Consider the following 14,763-nt stretch of genomic DNA (forward strand, 5'->3'; position numbering starts at 1 on the left):
GTGCGACCGGACAGCCGACGCGTCGGCAAGGGCTGGCGAGGGAGTGCAACGTCCCGAAGGATGCGTTCCTTCAGGACGTTGCGTGCGCTCAGCGCCTTTTGCGGAGGCTTCGTCAGCGGGCCGCGTAGCCGAATCGGGAGCCGGTGGCGGGGAGGCCGCCCTGGCCGGGCTCGTAGGTGGTGCTGGCGGCGTTGGCTCCGCCGGCGGTCACGTTCGACAGGGGCAGGGCCAGGAGTGTCCCCTTGGATCCGGGGCCGTAGGGCATGCCGACGTACAGGTTGGTTCCGGTGAAGCGGATGCTCGCGCCCAGCTGATGGTCGGCGCCTGCCGGGCCGGGGATGCCTGACGTACCGGCCTCGATCCAGCGGTCGTTCGCGCCCGGAGCGGCGAGCAGCGAGAAGGTGGTGATGGCGCCGGCCTTGGCAGCGGTGCTGACGGCTTCGCCGGGCGCGCCGACGGCCAGCTTCATCGACGCCGAGGTGCTCACCGCACGGGGCGTGGTGTTGACGGCGGTCAGGGTCTGGCCGAAGCGGTCCCCGCTCTCCGAGGTACCGGAGACGTCGTCCGAGGCGGTGCCCGAGCTGTACACGTTCAGCTGGTTGTAGCCGCCGGCTGCGGGGACCCGGAAGGTGATCACGTTGCCGGCATCGGTCTTGTTGACACCGTCGATGTCCAAGTCCTCGCCGGGTGCTCCCACAGCGAGGATGGAGTCGGTTGCCGCTGCCGCTCCGGAGGGCCGGTAGGGAACCAGGGCGAGCGCTTTGCCGAACTGGTCACCGGCCTCGGATCCGCCGGAGACGGCGTCCAGGTCCTGGTCGAGACCCAGTAGCGGCGTTGGCCGCTTCTCGCTGTTGAGCTTGTGGGAGAAGACCGCCACGTTGCCGGCGTTGGCGTCAGCGTCGATGGCCTCACCCGGGGCGCCGATGGCGATGCGGTTGGCGTCGGCTGCGACGGCGCCGCCGAAGCCGTCGTTGGCCTCCACAGAACCGGGCACGCCCGTGTTGTCCTGGTCAATGCCGACGTTGGCGGTCGTGATGCCGATGCTGGTGCTGTCGCGCACGTAGAAGACCATGCCCGCCTTGGGCACGGAACCAAGGGCCTCACCCGGCGCACCGATCACCAGGAACGGTTCCCCGGAGGCGGTGGACCCGGCGGCCAGTGCCTGACCCATGCGGTCTCCGGTTTCCGGCGTCGAAGCGCCGAGGGAGCCGGGGCCGGAGTTCTGCTCGAAGTGGGTGTTCTTCACCGAGTTGGTGCCAAGGCCGCCCGGCCCGCCGTAGACGACGTCGACCATGCCTGCGTCGTCGGTGGTGCCGATGTCCTCGGACGGGGTGCCGATGACCAGGTCGGTGCAGCCGTCCTGATTGTGGTCGGTGGTTTCGATGGTCTCGCCGAACCAGTCACCGGCCTCGGCAGTGCCCGGCACCCAGTCCAGGTCCTGGTCGATCGAGGCCGTGCCCTTGCCGCCGCCGTAGACGACTCGGACCGCGCCCGCTGCGTCGACGCCGCCCACCACAGCCTTGGGGTCCGAGACCGCGATGTCCTCGGTGCCGTCGCAGTTGAAGTCGGTGATGCGCGGGGCGCCGACGGTGGAGCTCACCCACGCGCCCAGGTCGTCGACGCGGGCGACGGCACCGCCGGTGCGGCTCTCGGCCGGATCGGCTCCGAAGCAGCCACCCTGGTAGGACTGGCTGCTGAGCCCGACGAGTGAAGCTGTGCCGCCCGCTTCGCGTACGACCGGACCGCCCGCGTCCCCCGCGCACGCGGCCGCGCCACCCTTGCCGGTGACGGCGGCAGTAGTGCCGCTCGCGGAGTTCACCGTGTAGACACCGGTGTGCAGGTCAAGGGGAGCCCACTCGGCCGCGGTGCGCCCGTACCCCGCGAACTTCAGCTCCTCCCCGGCGGCGGGCGCCGAAGAAGCCAGAGCGATCGGGGCGACCTTGGTGACGGGCCGGCCCAGGCGGGCCAGGACCACGTCGCGGTCGGATCGCGGTACGAGTTCGACGACCTGGCGCCGGGTGTCGAGGATGTGGTTGCTGGACAGCTCGGAAGGGCCGACAACTGCGGTGGTCTTCGTCTTCGGGGCGCCAGGGGGCACTGTGGTGCCGGAGTCCGCGAAGCACGCAAGAAGCAACAGGAGAGCAAGCCCAAGTGCTACATCCCGATGAACCGGGACAGCCTCCCTCCGTGCGCCATGGCGGGCCACAAACTCGTGTTCCCCACCATCGACCCGACGATCAAGGAAGCCGCCTGGGAGATCCTCGGCCTGAACGACGCCAAGGACTGCGCGAAGAACCCCACTCTCGGCAAGTGCGCCCTGGCGGCCGTCAACATCCTGCCCGTCGGCAAGCTCAAGCTCCTCAAGAAGAGCCTCGAGGGCGTCGAGGGCGCGGTCGACAGCAGCCGCGCCGCGCGCGCGGCCCAGAAGTGCGCCGAGTGCTTCCTGGCGGGCACCAAGGTTCTGATGGCCGATGACTCGGTCAAGGCCATCGAGTCCGTCCAGGTCGGCGACGAGGTGCTGGCCACAGATCCTGCAACCCAGAAGACCGGGCCGCGCAAGGTCACCGACCTCATCGTCACCGACGACGACAAGTACTTCTCCGAGCTGACCATCTCCTCGCCGCGCGGCGAGGAGATGGTGACGGCCACCGACGACCACCCGTTCTGGTCGCCGTCCGCGGGCAAGTGGGTCGAGGCGGCCGCCCTCGAGCCCGGCATGACACTCAGGACCGACGCCGGCGACACGGTCACCCTGCGCTCGACCCGGTTCTTCCACCAGCACGCGCGGACGTACAACCTCACCGTCGAGGACCTGCACTCGTACTATGTCTTCGCAGGCGACACCCCGGTGCTGGTCCACAACAGCAGGTGTCTGATCGCCGACATAGTCGGACCCCAGGGCGAAAAGCTCTGGCTCCCCAAGGGGCGCAAGGCCATTGCCACGGCCAACAACCTGAAGGGGTGGATCTATGACATCAAGGCAGCAGAAGCCACGGCTGCCGGATTCCACAAGAGCGTCAAATACGTGCGCGTCATGGATCCGGTGACCAGCGGTCCGCATCCCTACCCCAACGGCTACATAAACTATCTGAACGACGCAGGCCAGGTCATCCATCCGATGACCGGAAAGACCCCGACCAAATCCGACCCCTACTGGCACATCCCGATCCCATGACCCTTGTAGAAGAACTCTTCACGTCCCAGGACTACCGGCGGGCTCCGGAGCCCATCGGCTGGGACCCGCTGAAGGAACCAGACGCCCTGGATGACGCCCAACTCCTGGACTGCAGAGTGTGCCCGACCGCGAATCGGGCGGCGCTGCTGTTCGACATGCGCGGTGCGTTGTTCTATCCAACAGGAAATTCCGCACTCCTCGTGGTCCGCGGACTGCAGTCGTTCCACTGGAGCGGAGCGACGCAGGAGAGGAAGCTGATGGCGTTCTCGGTGACGTCCAGTCGGCCCTCCGGAGCCGACGCCGACAGATTCCTGCTGGAGTTGGAGTTTTTCCCTGACGGTGAATTTTCTGTCAGTGGAGTAAGCGCGGACTTCTACCTTCTGGATGCCCACGGAATCTCTGATGCACCACCGAGCTACCCGGGGCACGATCTCGACCAAGTCCGGCATGATCTGCCCTCGTGGAACTCCGACTGCACGCTGTTGCAGTCGGCAACCACGGGTGGCAAGTGACGTAACGGTCCGGACGAAGCGGCTCGCCGAGGCCCTCCTCGGCGAGCCGCCGCATTTCGTGAGGAACCTTCGTCGCCTCCACATGCGGCACCAGAAGCACATGCCACAGCACGGCCTGGGCGCGGCCCAGGGGAGGAACCAGTGAGCGTTTTCCAACCTCACGCTGACGCGTGGTGAAGGACGACTACTGCCTTCACGACGTTGGTGATGCGGTTGGTGCTGCAGCGGAGTTTCCGCAGGAGCCGCCAGCCCTTGGCGCGGCCGCCTGCTGGGTCGGGGGCACGTCCATGTCGCGGATCATGCGCCGACCTGCCGTGAACACGGCGTAGGCCCCGATGGCCATGCCGACGCCCGCCACCATGGCACCGGCCGCGGTGAGCACGGCACCCGTCCTGACGAGGCGGGTATCGATCTCGATGACCCGATGGGGGTGGTGGTGCTGGTTCATGACTCCACCATCCAACGGGTGGAACCACCTCGCATCCCGGCCGAAGGCCGCGCCCTGGACGACGGCGATCGCCGGCCCCGTCCCGCGAAGTCACACCGCGGAGTCCATGCGTTCGCGCTGGTCAGCGGTCAATTCCAGGGACACCCCCGCGACCGCCTCGTCCAGCTGCTCGACCGTGCTGACGCCGACGATCGGTGTGGCAGCCGGGTTGCCTCCGGTCAGCCACGCCAGTACCACCCGGTTGCGGTTCGTGCCGGTCTCGGCGGCGATCTCGTCGAGTACCGCGAGGCGGCGGGTGGTGCCGGGGTGGTCGTACTCCGTCGGCAGTGGCTTGTCCGTGCGGGTGTAACGGCCGCTCAGCAGCGGCGTGTAGGCCCACAGAGCCATGTCCGGGTGGTGCTCGAGGTAGTGGAGCACTTCGTCGGTGACCGCACCGAACCGGTGCACCACGGTGGGCTGGGTGGCGGGGCGCGGTCGCAGATATGTGTGGTGCTGCTGCACCGCGGTGAAACCGGCGAGGCCGTTGGCGCGCGCGATCTGACGGGCCCGCTCGATCTGCCAGGCAGGGTAGTTGGAGCAGCCGAGACGTCCGACCGTGCCCGCGGACACCAGCTCGCCGAACGCGGCGACCGTCTCCTCCAGTGGGGCGGCCGGATCCGGCTTGTGGGCCCAGTACAGCTCGACGTGGTCCGTACCGAGTCGTCGGAGGCTGCCCTCGATCCCGCTCTTGACGGTGCCGGCCGAGAGACCTTCCGCGGTCTCCGGGAACCGGCCCGCCTCGGTCGGCTCGCAGCCCACCTTGGTGCTGATCCTGACGCGGTCACGGACGCCGGGGCGGCTCGCCAGCCAGCGCCCGAGCAACGTCTCGCTCTGCCCCCCGAAACCGCTCGGGTCCGCCCAGAACGAATAGCAGTTGGCTGTGTCGATCCAGACGCCTCCGGCGTCCACGAAACGATCAAGGAGCTCGTACGAGCCGCGCTCGTCCTGAACCGTGCCGAACAGCATGGCGCCCAGAGCCAGGTTTTCAATCATGCGCATCACGGTAGGCAGATTCGGATCGGCGGTACGCTCCAATCTTGTGGCCGATTCCCAGACCAATCTCGCGTGGGCGACGCTGCTGGACATCAGTCCGACGGAGCGCGGAGCGCGGCGCTTGCACGATCGTCTGGCTTACGCGCTGCGCACTGCCATCCGTAACGGCCGGCTGGCGGAAGGCGCCGCCGTGCCACCGAGCCGGGCGCTCGCCGAAGAACTCGGCTGCTCCCGCTGGGTCGTGACGGAGGCCTACGGGCAGCTCATCGCGGAGGGCTACCTCTCCGCCCGGGTCGGCTCGGCCACGCGGGTCTCGTGGTCACCGGACACCTCGCCGCCGCGCTCCCGCGTGCCGCGCCCACCGGCGCGGACACCGATCCGGTACGACCTCGCGCCCGGCCTGGCCGACCTGCGGGCGTTTCCGCGCCGCCGCTGGGCGGACGCCGTCCGAACGGTCACCGGCTCGGCCGTCCACTACGACCTCGGCCTGCCCGATCCCGACGGACACGCGGTGCTGCGCACCACCGTCGCGCAGTACCTGCGGCGCTCACGCGGCGCGGACACGAACGCCGACTGCGTGTCCGTGTGCGCCGGCGTCACCGACGGTCTGGTACGCACCTGCCGAGCACTGCGCGCCGAGGGGATCGCCGACCTGGCCGTGGAAGACCCGGGCTGGGGGCGGCTGCGGGACGCCGCGGCGAGCGCCGGCCTGCGCGTGCACCCGGTGCGGGTGGACCACGACGGCCTCCGCGTCGACGACCTGGCCCGCACGCCGGCCCGGGCCGTCGTCGTCGGCGCGGCACACCAGTTTCCCGCCGGCACGGTGCTCTCGCCGGCGCGCAGGGCCCGTCTGGTGCGCTGGGCCCGCGAGGTGGACGGCTTCGTCATCGAGGACGACTACGACGCCGAGTTCCGCTACGACCACCACCCGGTCGCGGTCATGCAGGGGATGGACCCGAGCCGGGTCTTCCTCCTCGGCTCGGTCAGCAAGACCCTGTCGCCGGCACTCGGACTGGGCTGGCTGGTCGCTCCCGCCGCTACGATCCCGGCGCTCCGGGCGGCGAACCTCGTCGCGGCCGCGCCACCGGTGCTGGACCAGCTCGCCCTCGCCACCTTCATCGACCGCGGGTGGTACGACGCCCACCTGCGCGCGTCGCGGCGGCGGTTCCGCGCCCGCCGGGACCTGCTGGTCCGGACGCTCGGCACCCAGGTACCGGAGGGCCGGGTCGCGGGCACCGCCGCCGGGCTGCACATCCTGCTCCACCTACCGGACGGCGCCGACACCCCCGGGACGGTCCGGGCCGCGACCGCCGCCGGACTGCGCCTGGCGGACCTCGACGACTATCGCGCGCAACGGTCGGCAGAACCCGCGCTCGTCCTCGGGTACGGCAACATCAGCGACATGGAGATCCCCCCGGCCGTGGCGCTCCTGCGCGAAGCGTTGCGCTCCACGACGGCGCCGCCGGTCAGCGGGGCGGCCGGCGGGGGGCCGGCTCCTCGGTGAGCCGGGTCGCGAGGCGGTAGGCGACGGTGACGTCCCGGTACTCCTGACCGGGGACGACCGGGTCCGGCAGGTGGGTGCGGTCGCTGTGGCTCGTCGACTCTCGCTCCCCGGTGCCGGGGAAGCGGACGGCTGTCCGGGGTTCCTGTGTGAAGCGGAGCCGTTCGGCGTGGACCGTCGACCGGAACGAGATGTCCCCCGCCGGGCTCCCGGCTGCCGGGCCTCGTGTTCAGGGCGGCTCCTCGGGCTCCTTGGCGGTACGGCGGCGACTGGACCTCGGTGGCAGCTTCCCGTCCTCGCCGCGCACCCGGCGCGTGCGGGTGCCGCCTTCGCTCCGGCCGGCCCGCCCCCGCTTTCCCTCCGCGCCCTCCCGTGCCGTGCCGCCTGCCGCATCCGTCTCGTCCGAGGCCTGTCCGGCCACGCTCCCGGTGGCGCCGCCCACCACCTCCTTGGCCTTCCCGACGGTCCGGCTCGTCTCCTGGCCGACGTCCTCCACCGCGCGCCCGGCGCCGGCGCCCACGCCCTCAACGGCCTTCCCGGCTCCCTGACCGACATCCTGTGCCACGGCTCCGGCGCCCTGACCGACGTCCTGTACGGCGGCTCCGGCGCCCTGACCGACGTCCTGTACGGCGGCCCCGGCGCCCTGGCCCACGTCCCGTACGGCCGTCCCCGCGCCCTGACCGACCTCCTGGACGGCTCGTCCGGCACCCGTACCCACCTCCCCGACGGCCTGACCTGCTCCGCCGCCGACATCCTGCACGGCGGAGCCGATTCCACGCGCCAGCTCGTGCAGGATCTCCGGGTTCTGGTCGATCGTGGTGAGCACTCGGTCGATGATCTTCGCGACGTGGTGGAGACGCACCTTGAGCTGGGCCTGGGCCTCGACACCCGAGATGCCCAGGTGCACCCGGCCGAGCGTGACGTCGGCGCCCACATTCAGTTTGAGCAGATCCAGCACCTCGGCCTGCAGCGAGACATGCGCCCGCAGGTCCTCGACGTCCAGGTCGATCTCCTCGACCTTCAGGACCGGAACGTCGAGGAAGACATCGGGGCTCTCACCGGCCGCGTCCTCCTCGTCGTAAGCGTCGAGCTCGTCACCGTGCTCGTCGTCGTACTCCGCAACGGATTCGTCGTCGTTCTCGGCGTTGCCGCGCATCGCCACGCCTCCGCGATTTTGGCGTCCTTTCGACCATTTTGATTGATGATGTGAATCGATGCGCGGTCAGTGCGGTCCAGGCAGCGAAACGCGGCGCCGAGCGTGCGCTGGGAATTCGATCCGTCAGGCCTTGTGCTGCATGTCGCGCCGCGCGGGATTGCCCTGCTCGGCGGCCTTCGGATCCTTCTCGTCCGCCTTGTCGCGCACGCCCTGGGCGATGCGTTCGCCGATGGTCCTGTCGATGTTCGACCAGTACTCGAAGGCCCGTTTGAGGACGGGTTCCGAGACGCCGTTGAGGAGATGCCCGACGACGTTGTCGACCAGACGGTCGCGCGCGGCGTCGTCCAGGACCTCGCGCACCATCGTGCCGGGCTGGCCCCAGTCGTCGTCCTCGGGATGACTGACGTAGGCCGCACGGGTGATGGCGCCGTCGGCCTCCCAGCTCGGCGGGGCGTAGCGCGCGGGGCTGGCCGCGGGGCCGCCCTTGGAGTTGGGGGCGTACACCGGGTCGGTGGTGTTGCGGTACGCCATCGCCCCGTCCTTGGAGTAGGTGTGGACGTCGACGACGGGGGCGTTCACCGGAAGCTGCTGGTAGTTGCCGCCGATCCGGTGGCGGTGCGCGTCCGCGTAGGAGAACAGCCGGGCCAGCAGCATGCGGTCCGGGCTGGGGCCGATGCCGGGGACGAGATTGTTGGGCTGGAAGGCCGCCTGCTCGATCTGCGCGTGGTTGTCGGTCGGGTTGCGGTCGAGCGTCATACGGCCGACCGGGATCAGCGGGTAGTCGCCGTGCGGCCACACCTTGGTGAGGTCGAAGGGGTTGAAGCGGTAGCCCGCGGCCTCCTCGTACGGCATCACCTGCACGTAGAGGGTCCAGCTGGGGAAGTCGCCGTCGCGGATGTGCTCGAACAGATCACGCGTGTGGTAGTCCGTGTCGGCGGCCGCCATCTGGTCGGCCTCGTGCTGGGTGAAGTACTCGATGCCCTGGTCGGTCTTGAAGTGGTACTTCACCCAGAAACGCTCGCCGGCGGCGTTGATCCACATGTAGGTGTGGGAGGTGTAGCCGTTCATGTGGCGCCAGGTCCGCGGGATGCCGCGGTCGCCCATCAGCCAGGTGACCTGGTGTGCGGACTCGGGGGAGAGCGTCCAGAAGTCCCACTGCATGTCGTGGTCGCGCAGGTTGTTGTCGGCGCGGCGCTTCTGGGAGCGGATGAAGTGCTGGAACTTCATCGGGTCCTTCACGAAGAACACCGGCGTGTTGTTGCCGACCATGTCGTAGTTGCCTTCGCTGGTGTAGAACTTCACCGCGAAGCCGCGCGGGTCGCGCCAGGTGTCCGGGCTGCCGCGCTCACCCGCGACGGTCGAGAAGCGTGTGACCAGGTCGGTGCGGGTGCCTGGCTGGAAGACCGCTGCTTTGGTGTACGCGCTGACATCGTGGGTCACCTCGAAGTGGCCGAAGGCACCGCTTCCTTTGGCGTGGGGCTGGCGCTCGGGGATCCGCTCCCGGTTGAACTGCGCCATCTGCTCGATCAGATAGGCGTCCTGCAGCAGGATCGGACCGGCAGGTCCCACGGTGAGCGAATGCTCGTCGCTCTCGACCGGGGCGCCGGAATCGGTCGTGGTGACAGGTGAGGTCTCCGTCATGAATCTGCCTTTCGTCGTGCGGAGCAGCGGCGTACCGGGCGCGCCGCCCGCGCCCGGAGCCTGTCGGTCCCGTTCAGGGCAGGTGACCTTCCCCGGCTGCCACAAACATCGCTTTCGCGACCAATATGTAGACCTTCCCGGGGCTGTGTCCGTCTTGCCTGACGAGGCCGAAGAAACACTCTCCTGCGGACACCTGTGAGGGTTCGGCCTCAGCCCTGCTCGCATCCGTGGGCTTCGTCGACGCCGTGCTTGAGCACATCGCAGGTGTGCTGGAACTCGTCCGTCAGCCGGGTGGCCTCGGCCATGAGGATGCCGTACGGCTGGGCGGGGTCGCTGAGCGGGAGGGAGCCGGCCCGGGCATCGTCCTCCAGCCGGTCGCGGCACCGCTGAGCCTCCGCGGCGGCCTCGCACAACTGGTGGGCCTGGTCTCGCAGACGGTCCCCGTCGACCTGGCTGAGCAACTCCGCGACGTGGGCGAGGGAGGCCAGGAACTCGCCGTAGGAGCGGGCGAAGCCGGCTCCCTCCTGGCCGGTGTGGGCATCGTGCCACTGGTCGAGGCTGCGGGTCATGGAGGCCACTTGGTGGGAGACGCGTTCCAAGGCGTCGATGACGGCCTGGTATCCGTCGAAGGACGTGCGGTGGCGGTGACGGCGCCACAGACGCCGGGGGTTGTAGAGCGTGCTCTCCCAGGCGGTGTGGACCGAGGACTGGGCCTGCTGCACGATCGGTGCCAGGTGGGAGGCGCGCCGGCGCCAGTGCCGGGTGCGTTCTGCGTCGAGCTCGCCTCCGCGCAGCGCAGGGTGCATGTCGCCGATCAGGTCGCACAGCGAGTGGGCGAGGGTGTGGATGCCGTACTCGGCGCTGCGGTGGCGCAGGGGAGGCAGGACCAGCGTGTTCACCACGACGCCGATGCCGCAGCCGATGAGCACGAGCACGATGATCTGCCCGAGCTGGGACCAGCGCTGTGCGTCGCTGGTGGCGGCGACGTAGGTGGAGAAGGCGAAGAACGCCGCGGTGGCGACCTGGGAGCCCTGGGAACCGAGGGGCCGCCACCGTCCGATGGCCAGGGCCGCGAGCGTCACCAGCACGAAGGTGAGCAGGTGGGGGCCGGCCAGCAGGCCCAGCACTCCCTGCAGTCCCACGCCCACGGCGACCGCACCGACGTAGCGCAGGGCCTGCACCAGCGACTGGTAGACGGTGACCTGCATGATCAGCACCGCGGAGAACGGTGCGAACGCCGGCGACTGCGCGGCCATGACATCGTTCGCGATCACCCAGGAGACGGTGGCCGCGAGGGTGCTCTTGCCGATGAGGGCCAGGGTGTGCCGCTCGTGCCCGTCCGAACCCGCCCGGCCGAACCACTGCCGCACCCGGGCCGGCCGGCCCGGGGACGCCGCCTGTGGACGCGGTGCTCCAGCAGCGGCTTCGGTCATCGTCTCTCCCGTCCTCGTTCCACCACGACTGCCGGGTCACGAGGTACCCCGTCCGGGTCACCGCAGACCGTGGCAGAGGCCATACCCGCCCTCCCCGCCGGGCCGGCTCGAGCGCCGCCAGGACGCCGTAGGTGTGAACTGTCAGGTGTCGAACTCGTGGTCGCGGGTCTCCGGGAGGGCCAGCAGGCACAGCAGGCTCAGCAGGCAGAGGCCGCCGGTGTAGAAGCCGAGGACGAGCGGGGAATCCCAGCGGCTGTTCAGCCAGGTGGCGACCAGGGGGGCGAAGCCGCCGCCGAGGGTGTTGGCGAGGATGAAGGCGGCGGAGGCTCCGCTGTAGCGCAGCCGGGCGGGGAACAGCTCGGGGAGGAAGGCGGCGACCGGGGAGAACATGAGCGCGAGAAGCATGAGACCGACCGTGTAGGCGCCGGTGATCAGCCAGGCGTCGCGCGAACTCAGGGACGCGTACATGGGTACCGCCCACAGCACGCAGCCGACGGCTCCGGTCAGCATCACCGGGCGGCGGCCGATCCGGTCGGACAGCCTGGCGACCGGGAGGGTGATGGCGATGCCGGCCGCGGCGCCGACGCTCGCGGCGGTCAGCATCGTGTTCTGGGGGATGCCCAGTTCCTTCGGGCCGTACGACAGGCTGTAGACGATCGTCAGGTAGTAGACGGCCGAACCGCCGATCGCCGCGCCGGTACCGAGCAGCAGCCGGCCGGGATGCCGCTTGAGCAGCGTGGCCAGCGGAAAGCGGGACCCCGGCGCCGGGTCCGGCGTCCGTGCGGTGCGATGAGCCGCGTCGCGGAACACGGGTGACTCGGAGACCGTCGAACGCACCCACAGGCCGATCACGACGAGCACGGTGCTGAGCAGGAACGGGATGCGCCAGGCCCAGTCGGTGAAGCCGTCCCGGCCGGCGAACTCGAGCGTGGGCAGGATGACGGCGCTGGACAGCAGGAAGCCGAGCGAGGGGCCGGCCTGCGGGACGGACGCGTACAGCGCGCGGCGGCCGCGCGGTGCGTGCTCCGCGGCGAGCAACACCGCCCCGCCCCACTCACCGCCCATGCTGAGGCCCTGGAGCAGACGGAGTGTCACCAGCAGGACCGGGGCGAGGAGTCCGGCGGTCTCGTACGTGGGCAGCAGTCCCACGCCGACCGTGGCCACGCCCATCAGTAAGAGGGAGGCGACCAGGGCCCGTCTGCGGCCCAGCCGGTCACCGATCGTCCCGAACAGGACGACGCCGAGGGGTCTGGACAGGAACGCCGCGGCGAAGGTGAGGAACGCGGCGAGTGAGGAGACGGTGGGGTCGCCGGACGGGAAGAAGGCGGGGCCGAGGACGAGCGCGGAGGCCGTGCCGTACACCGCGAAGTCGTAGTACTCGATCGTGGTGCCGACCAGGCTCGCGACGGCGACTCGCGGGGCCTCGGGCCTTGCGACGGCTTTCTCTGTCGTCCTGGACAGTGATTCGGGCATGAGAAGTCACCCTAGGCCCGGAAATTCGAATTCGACAAGGAAGCGTCAGGAAAACCCGGTCGTCCGAATTATCGAACGAGACCGCAGGGGTGCGGGAGAATTGTCGACCGTTTACACGTGGCATCCGCAACAAAGCGCCCGAGACTCCACGAACAGCACTCCATGCGGTCGTCAATCCCGCTGCACCTGTCACATTGCTGTCAATATTCATGCCGAATCCCGCATAAATATTGACCAGTGATCACACCTTGCCAACCGCCCGCCGCACGGGAAATGCTCACCACGGCGCAACTTGAAAGTTCTACGACCATCGTTTTTCGGACTTTATGCGGCCACCGGCTGGGGAGGCGTATTACCCATGCTGAAAACCGGCAAGTTATTACGCTTGAGAAGACTTTCGCTGGCCGGTGACGGCCGGCATCTGCTTGTTCCCCTCGATCACAGCGTTTCGGACGGCCCGATCGTCCCCGCCGGCCAGTGGGACGGTCTGCTGCGGGCGCTGGTGGACGGCGGGGCCGACGGGATCATCGTCCACAAGGGACGCGCCCGCGCCTTCGCGCCGGACATCCTCAAGAACTGCGCGCTGGTGGTGCATCTGAGCGCCAGTACGGCCTGCTCCGCCGACGTCCACGCCAAGGTGCTGGTCGCCGATGTCGAAGAGGCCCTGCGGCTCGGCGCGGACGCGGTCAGCGTCCACGTGAACATCGGCTCGGACACCGAAGCACGGCAACTCGCCGACCTGGGGGCGGTGGCCCGCTCCTGTGACGAGTGGGGCATGCCGCTGATCGCGATGGTCTACCCTCGTGGCCCCCGGATCGAGGACCCGCGCGATCCCGTCCTCCTGGCGCATCTGGCCAATGTCGCCGCGGACCTGGGCGCGGACATGGTGAAGACCTCCGTCGCCCTGCCGGTCGAGCGGATGGCGGAGGTGGTGGCGGGCAGTCCCATCCCCGTCCTCGCGGCGGGCGGTCCGCCGGACGGCTCCGACCTCGTCGAGTACGGCACCGCCGTGATGGCCACCGGCTGCGCGGGACTGGCCGTCGGCCGCCGGATCTTCTCGTCCCCTTCGCCCGCCTCCCTGGTGTCCCGCCTCTCCGCGGTCGTGCACGGCGACGGCGGTGGCTCGAATGGCATGAGCATGACCAACCCTTCGACGTTCGTGGCAGGAGTCGCATGAGGTTCGCATGGATCGATCTGCGGGAAGTCCCCGGCCGGCAGCTCCAGGCGGTGGTCGACGCCGCCGTCCACGCCCGGATGGCCGGGGTGGTGGCCGCCGATGCCGAGCTGCTCGCGACGCTGCCCCCGACCGTCACCCGGGTGCTGGCACCCGAGGGCCGGGCCCCGGCCGCCGCGAAGAAGCCCGGTGACAAGGAGGGGAAGGGCACCGGCGCCAAGGAGGCGAAGGACGCGGCCGAGGCCGGGTCCCCCTCCAGGTCCGGAAGCTCCCCGGCCGGTACCGGGATCGACGTCCTGCTGCGGAGGTTCGGCACCGAGGACGAGCTGGACGCCCTTGCCACCGGCAACCGCGCCGCCGGTGGCACACCCGCCGCCGGCGTCGTCGACGTACGGGACGACCGCACGCTCCAGTTGTCGTGCACGGCTGCCATGAAACTGCCGTACACCGTCATCCACTTCGCCGACCCGACCAAGATCCCGCTGGAGATCGTCCTCGCCGCCGCCGAGTCCGCCGACGGCAAACTGGTGACCGTCGTCGACGGCCTGGAGGAGGCGGCGATCGTCTTCGACGTCCTCGAACGCGGCTCGGACGGCATCCTGTTCACGCCCCGCGGCGCCGACGAGGTGTTCGCGCTGGCACGGCTGCTCGAGGCCACGACACCCCAGCTGGAGCTGTCCACCCTGACCGTGGAGAGCATCCGGCACGTCGGACTCGGCGACCGGGTCTGCGTGGACACCTGCTCCCACTTCGAGGAGGACGAGGGCATCCTCGTCGGCTCGTACTCCTCCGGCTTCGTCCTGTGCTGCAGCGAGACCCATCCGCTGCCGTACATGCCGACCCGGCCGTTCCGGGTCAACGCCGGGGCCCTGCACTCGTACACGCTCGGACCGGACAACCGCACCAACTACCTGAGCGAGGTGGGCTCCGGCAGCGTCCTGCTGGCGGTCGGCGCCGACGGCCGTACCCGGCGGGTCGTCGTCGGCCGGGCCAAGCTGGAGTCCCGGCCGCTGCTGGAGATCCGCACCCACGCCGAGGACGGACGGCTGGTCAGCCTGACCGTGCAGGACGACTGGCACGTACGGGTGCTCGGCCCGGGCGGGAAGGTCCTCAACGTCACCGAACTGCGCACCGGTGACGAACTGCTCGGCTACCTGGCCACGGACAAGCGCCACGTCGGGCTGCCCATCGGCGAGTTCTGCAAGGAGGTCTGAGGCC

11 protein-coding genes and 1 pseudogene are annotated in these 14,763 nt (G+C 69.7%); 5 read left to right on the plus strand and 7 right to left on the minus strand.

Annotation, left to right across the window (positions count from 1 at the left end; genetic code table 11):
* Positions 1–112: 112 nt before the first annotated feature.
* A complete protein-coding gene (locus AC07DF_RS07530; protein WP_478967908.1) occupies positions 113–2,098 on the minus strand; it encodes a trypsin-like serine protease in 1,986 nt (661 codons plus the stop codon).
* A 96-nt stretch (positions 2,099–2,194) separates the two neighbouring features.
* On the opposite strand from AC07DF_RS07530, the gene AC07DF_RS07535 reads away from it, so the two are divergent.
* Positions 2,195–3,175 carry a polymorphic toxin-type HINT domain-containing protein gene (locus AC07DF_RS07535; RefSeq protein WP_478967909.1) on the plus strand — a complete coding sequence of 327 codons (981 nt, stop codon included), beginning with the start codon at positions 2,195–2,197 and terminating at the stop codon, positions 3,173–3,175.
* Positions 3,172–3,687 carry a hypothetical protein gene (locus tag AC07DF_RS07540; protein WP_478967911.1) on the plus strand — a complete coding sequence of 172 codons (516 nt, stop codon included), beginning with the start codon at positions 3,172–3,174 and terminating at the stop codon, positions 3,685–3,687. The genes AC07DF_RS07535 and AC07DF_RS07540 overlap by 4 nt, the downstream gene beginning before the upstream one ends.
* Before the next feature lie 158 nt (positions 3,688–3,845).
* On the opposite strand, the pseudogene AC07DF_RS07545 reads toward AC07DF_RS07540, so the two are convergent.
* Both AC07DF_RS07545 and AC07DF_RS07550 read right to left on the minus strand, forming a co-directional pair.
* Positions 3,846–3,941, minus strand: a pseudogene (locus AC07DF_RS07545) (IS5/IS1182 family transposase); the annotation flags it as partial.
* Positions 3,942–4,225: 284 nt separating this feature from the next.
* On the minus strand, positions 4,226–5,167 hold the full coding sequence (locus tag AC07DF_RS07550) for an aldo/keto reductase (protein ID WP_478967913.1): 942 nt from the start codon (positions 5,165–5,167) through the stop codon (positions 4,226–4,228).
* A 46-nt stretch (positions 5,168–5,213) separates the two neighbouring features.
* Between AC07DF_RS07550 and pdxR the strand changes: the two genes are divergently transcribed.
* Positions 5,214–6,671, plus strand: coding sequence for a MocR-like pyridoxine biosynthesis transcription factor PdxR (pdxR, locus tag AC07DF_RS07555; RefSeq protein ID WP_478967915.1), 1,458 nt, complete (start codon positions 5,214–5,216; stop codon positions 6,669–6,671).
* A 226-nt stretch (positions 6,672–6,897) separates the two neighbouring features.
* Here the strand turns inward: pdxR and AC07DF_RS07560 are convergent, their stop codons facing one another.
* The 4 genes from AC07DF_RS07560 to AC07DF_RS07575 form a co-directional block, all read right to left on the minus strand.
* Positions 6,898–7,824, minus strand: coding sequence for a hypothetical protein (locus AC07DF_RS07560; protein WP_478967917.1), 927 nt, complete (start codon positions 7,822–7,824; stop codon positions 6,898–6,900).
* 123 nt (positions 7,825–7,947) lie between these two features.
* On the minus strand, positions 7,948–9,465 hold the full coding sequence (locus tag AC07DF_RS07565) for a catalase (RefSeq protein ID WP_478967919.1): 1,518 nt from the start codon (positions 9,463–9,465) through the stop codon (positions 7,948–7,950).
* 209 nt (positions 9,466–9,674) lie between these two features.
* Positions 9,675–10,898 carry an FUSC family protein gene (locus tag AC07DF_RS07570; protein ID WP_478967921.1) on the minus strand — a complete coding sequence of 408 codons (1,224 nt, stop codon included), beginning with the start codon at positions 10,896–10,898 and terminating at the stop codon, positions 9,675–9,677.
* 141 nt (positions 10,899–11,039) lie between these two features.
* On the minus strand, positions 11,040–12,371 hold the full coding sequence (locus tag AC07DF_RS07575; RefSeq protein ID WP_478967923.1) for an MFS transporter: 1,332 nt from the start codon (positions 12,369–12,371) through the stop codon (positions 11,040–11,042).
* 358 nt (positions 12,372–12,729) lie between these two features.
* Between AC07DF_RS07575 and AC07DF_RS07580 the strand changes: the two genes are divergently transcribed.
* Both AC07DF_RS07580 and AC07DF_RS07585 read left to right on the plus strand, forming a co-directional pair.
* Positions 12,730–13,548, plus strand: coding sequence for a 2-amino-3,7-dideoxy-D-threo-hept-6-ulosonate synthase (locus tag AC07DF_RS07580; protein WP_478967925.1), 819 nt, complete (start codon positions 12,730–12,732; stop codon positions 13,546–13,548).
* Positions 13,545–14,759 (plus strand): 3-dehydroquinate synthase II family protein, encoded by a 1,215-nt coding sequence (locus AC07DF_RS07585; protein WP_478967927.1) that lies wholly within the window; start codon positions 13,545–13,547, stop codon positions 14,757–14,759. Before AC07DF_RS07580 ends, AC07DF_RS07585 begins: the two co-directional genes overlap by 4 nt.
* Positions 14,760–14,763: the final 4 nt, after the last annotated feature.

It is taken from the genome of Streptomyces sp. NPDC044719 (genome assembly GCF_056433405.1).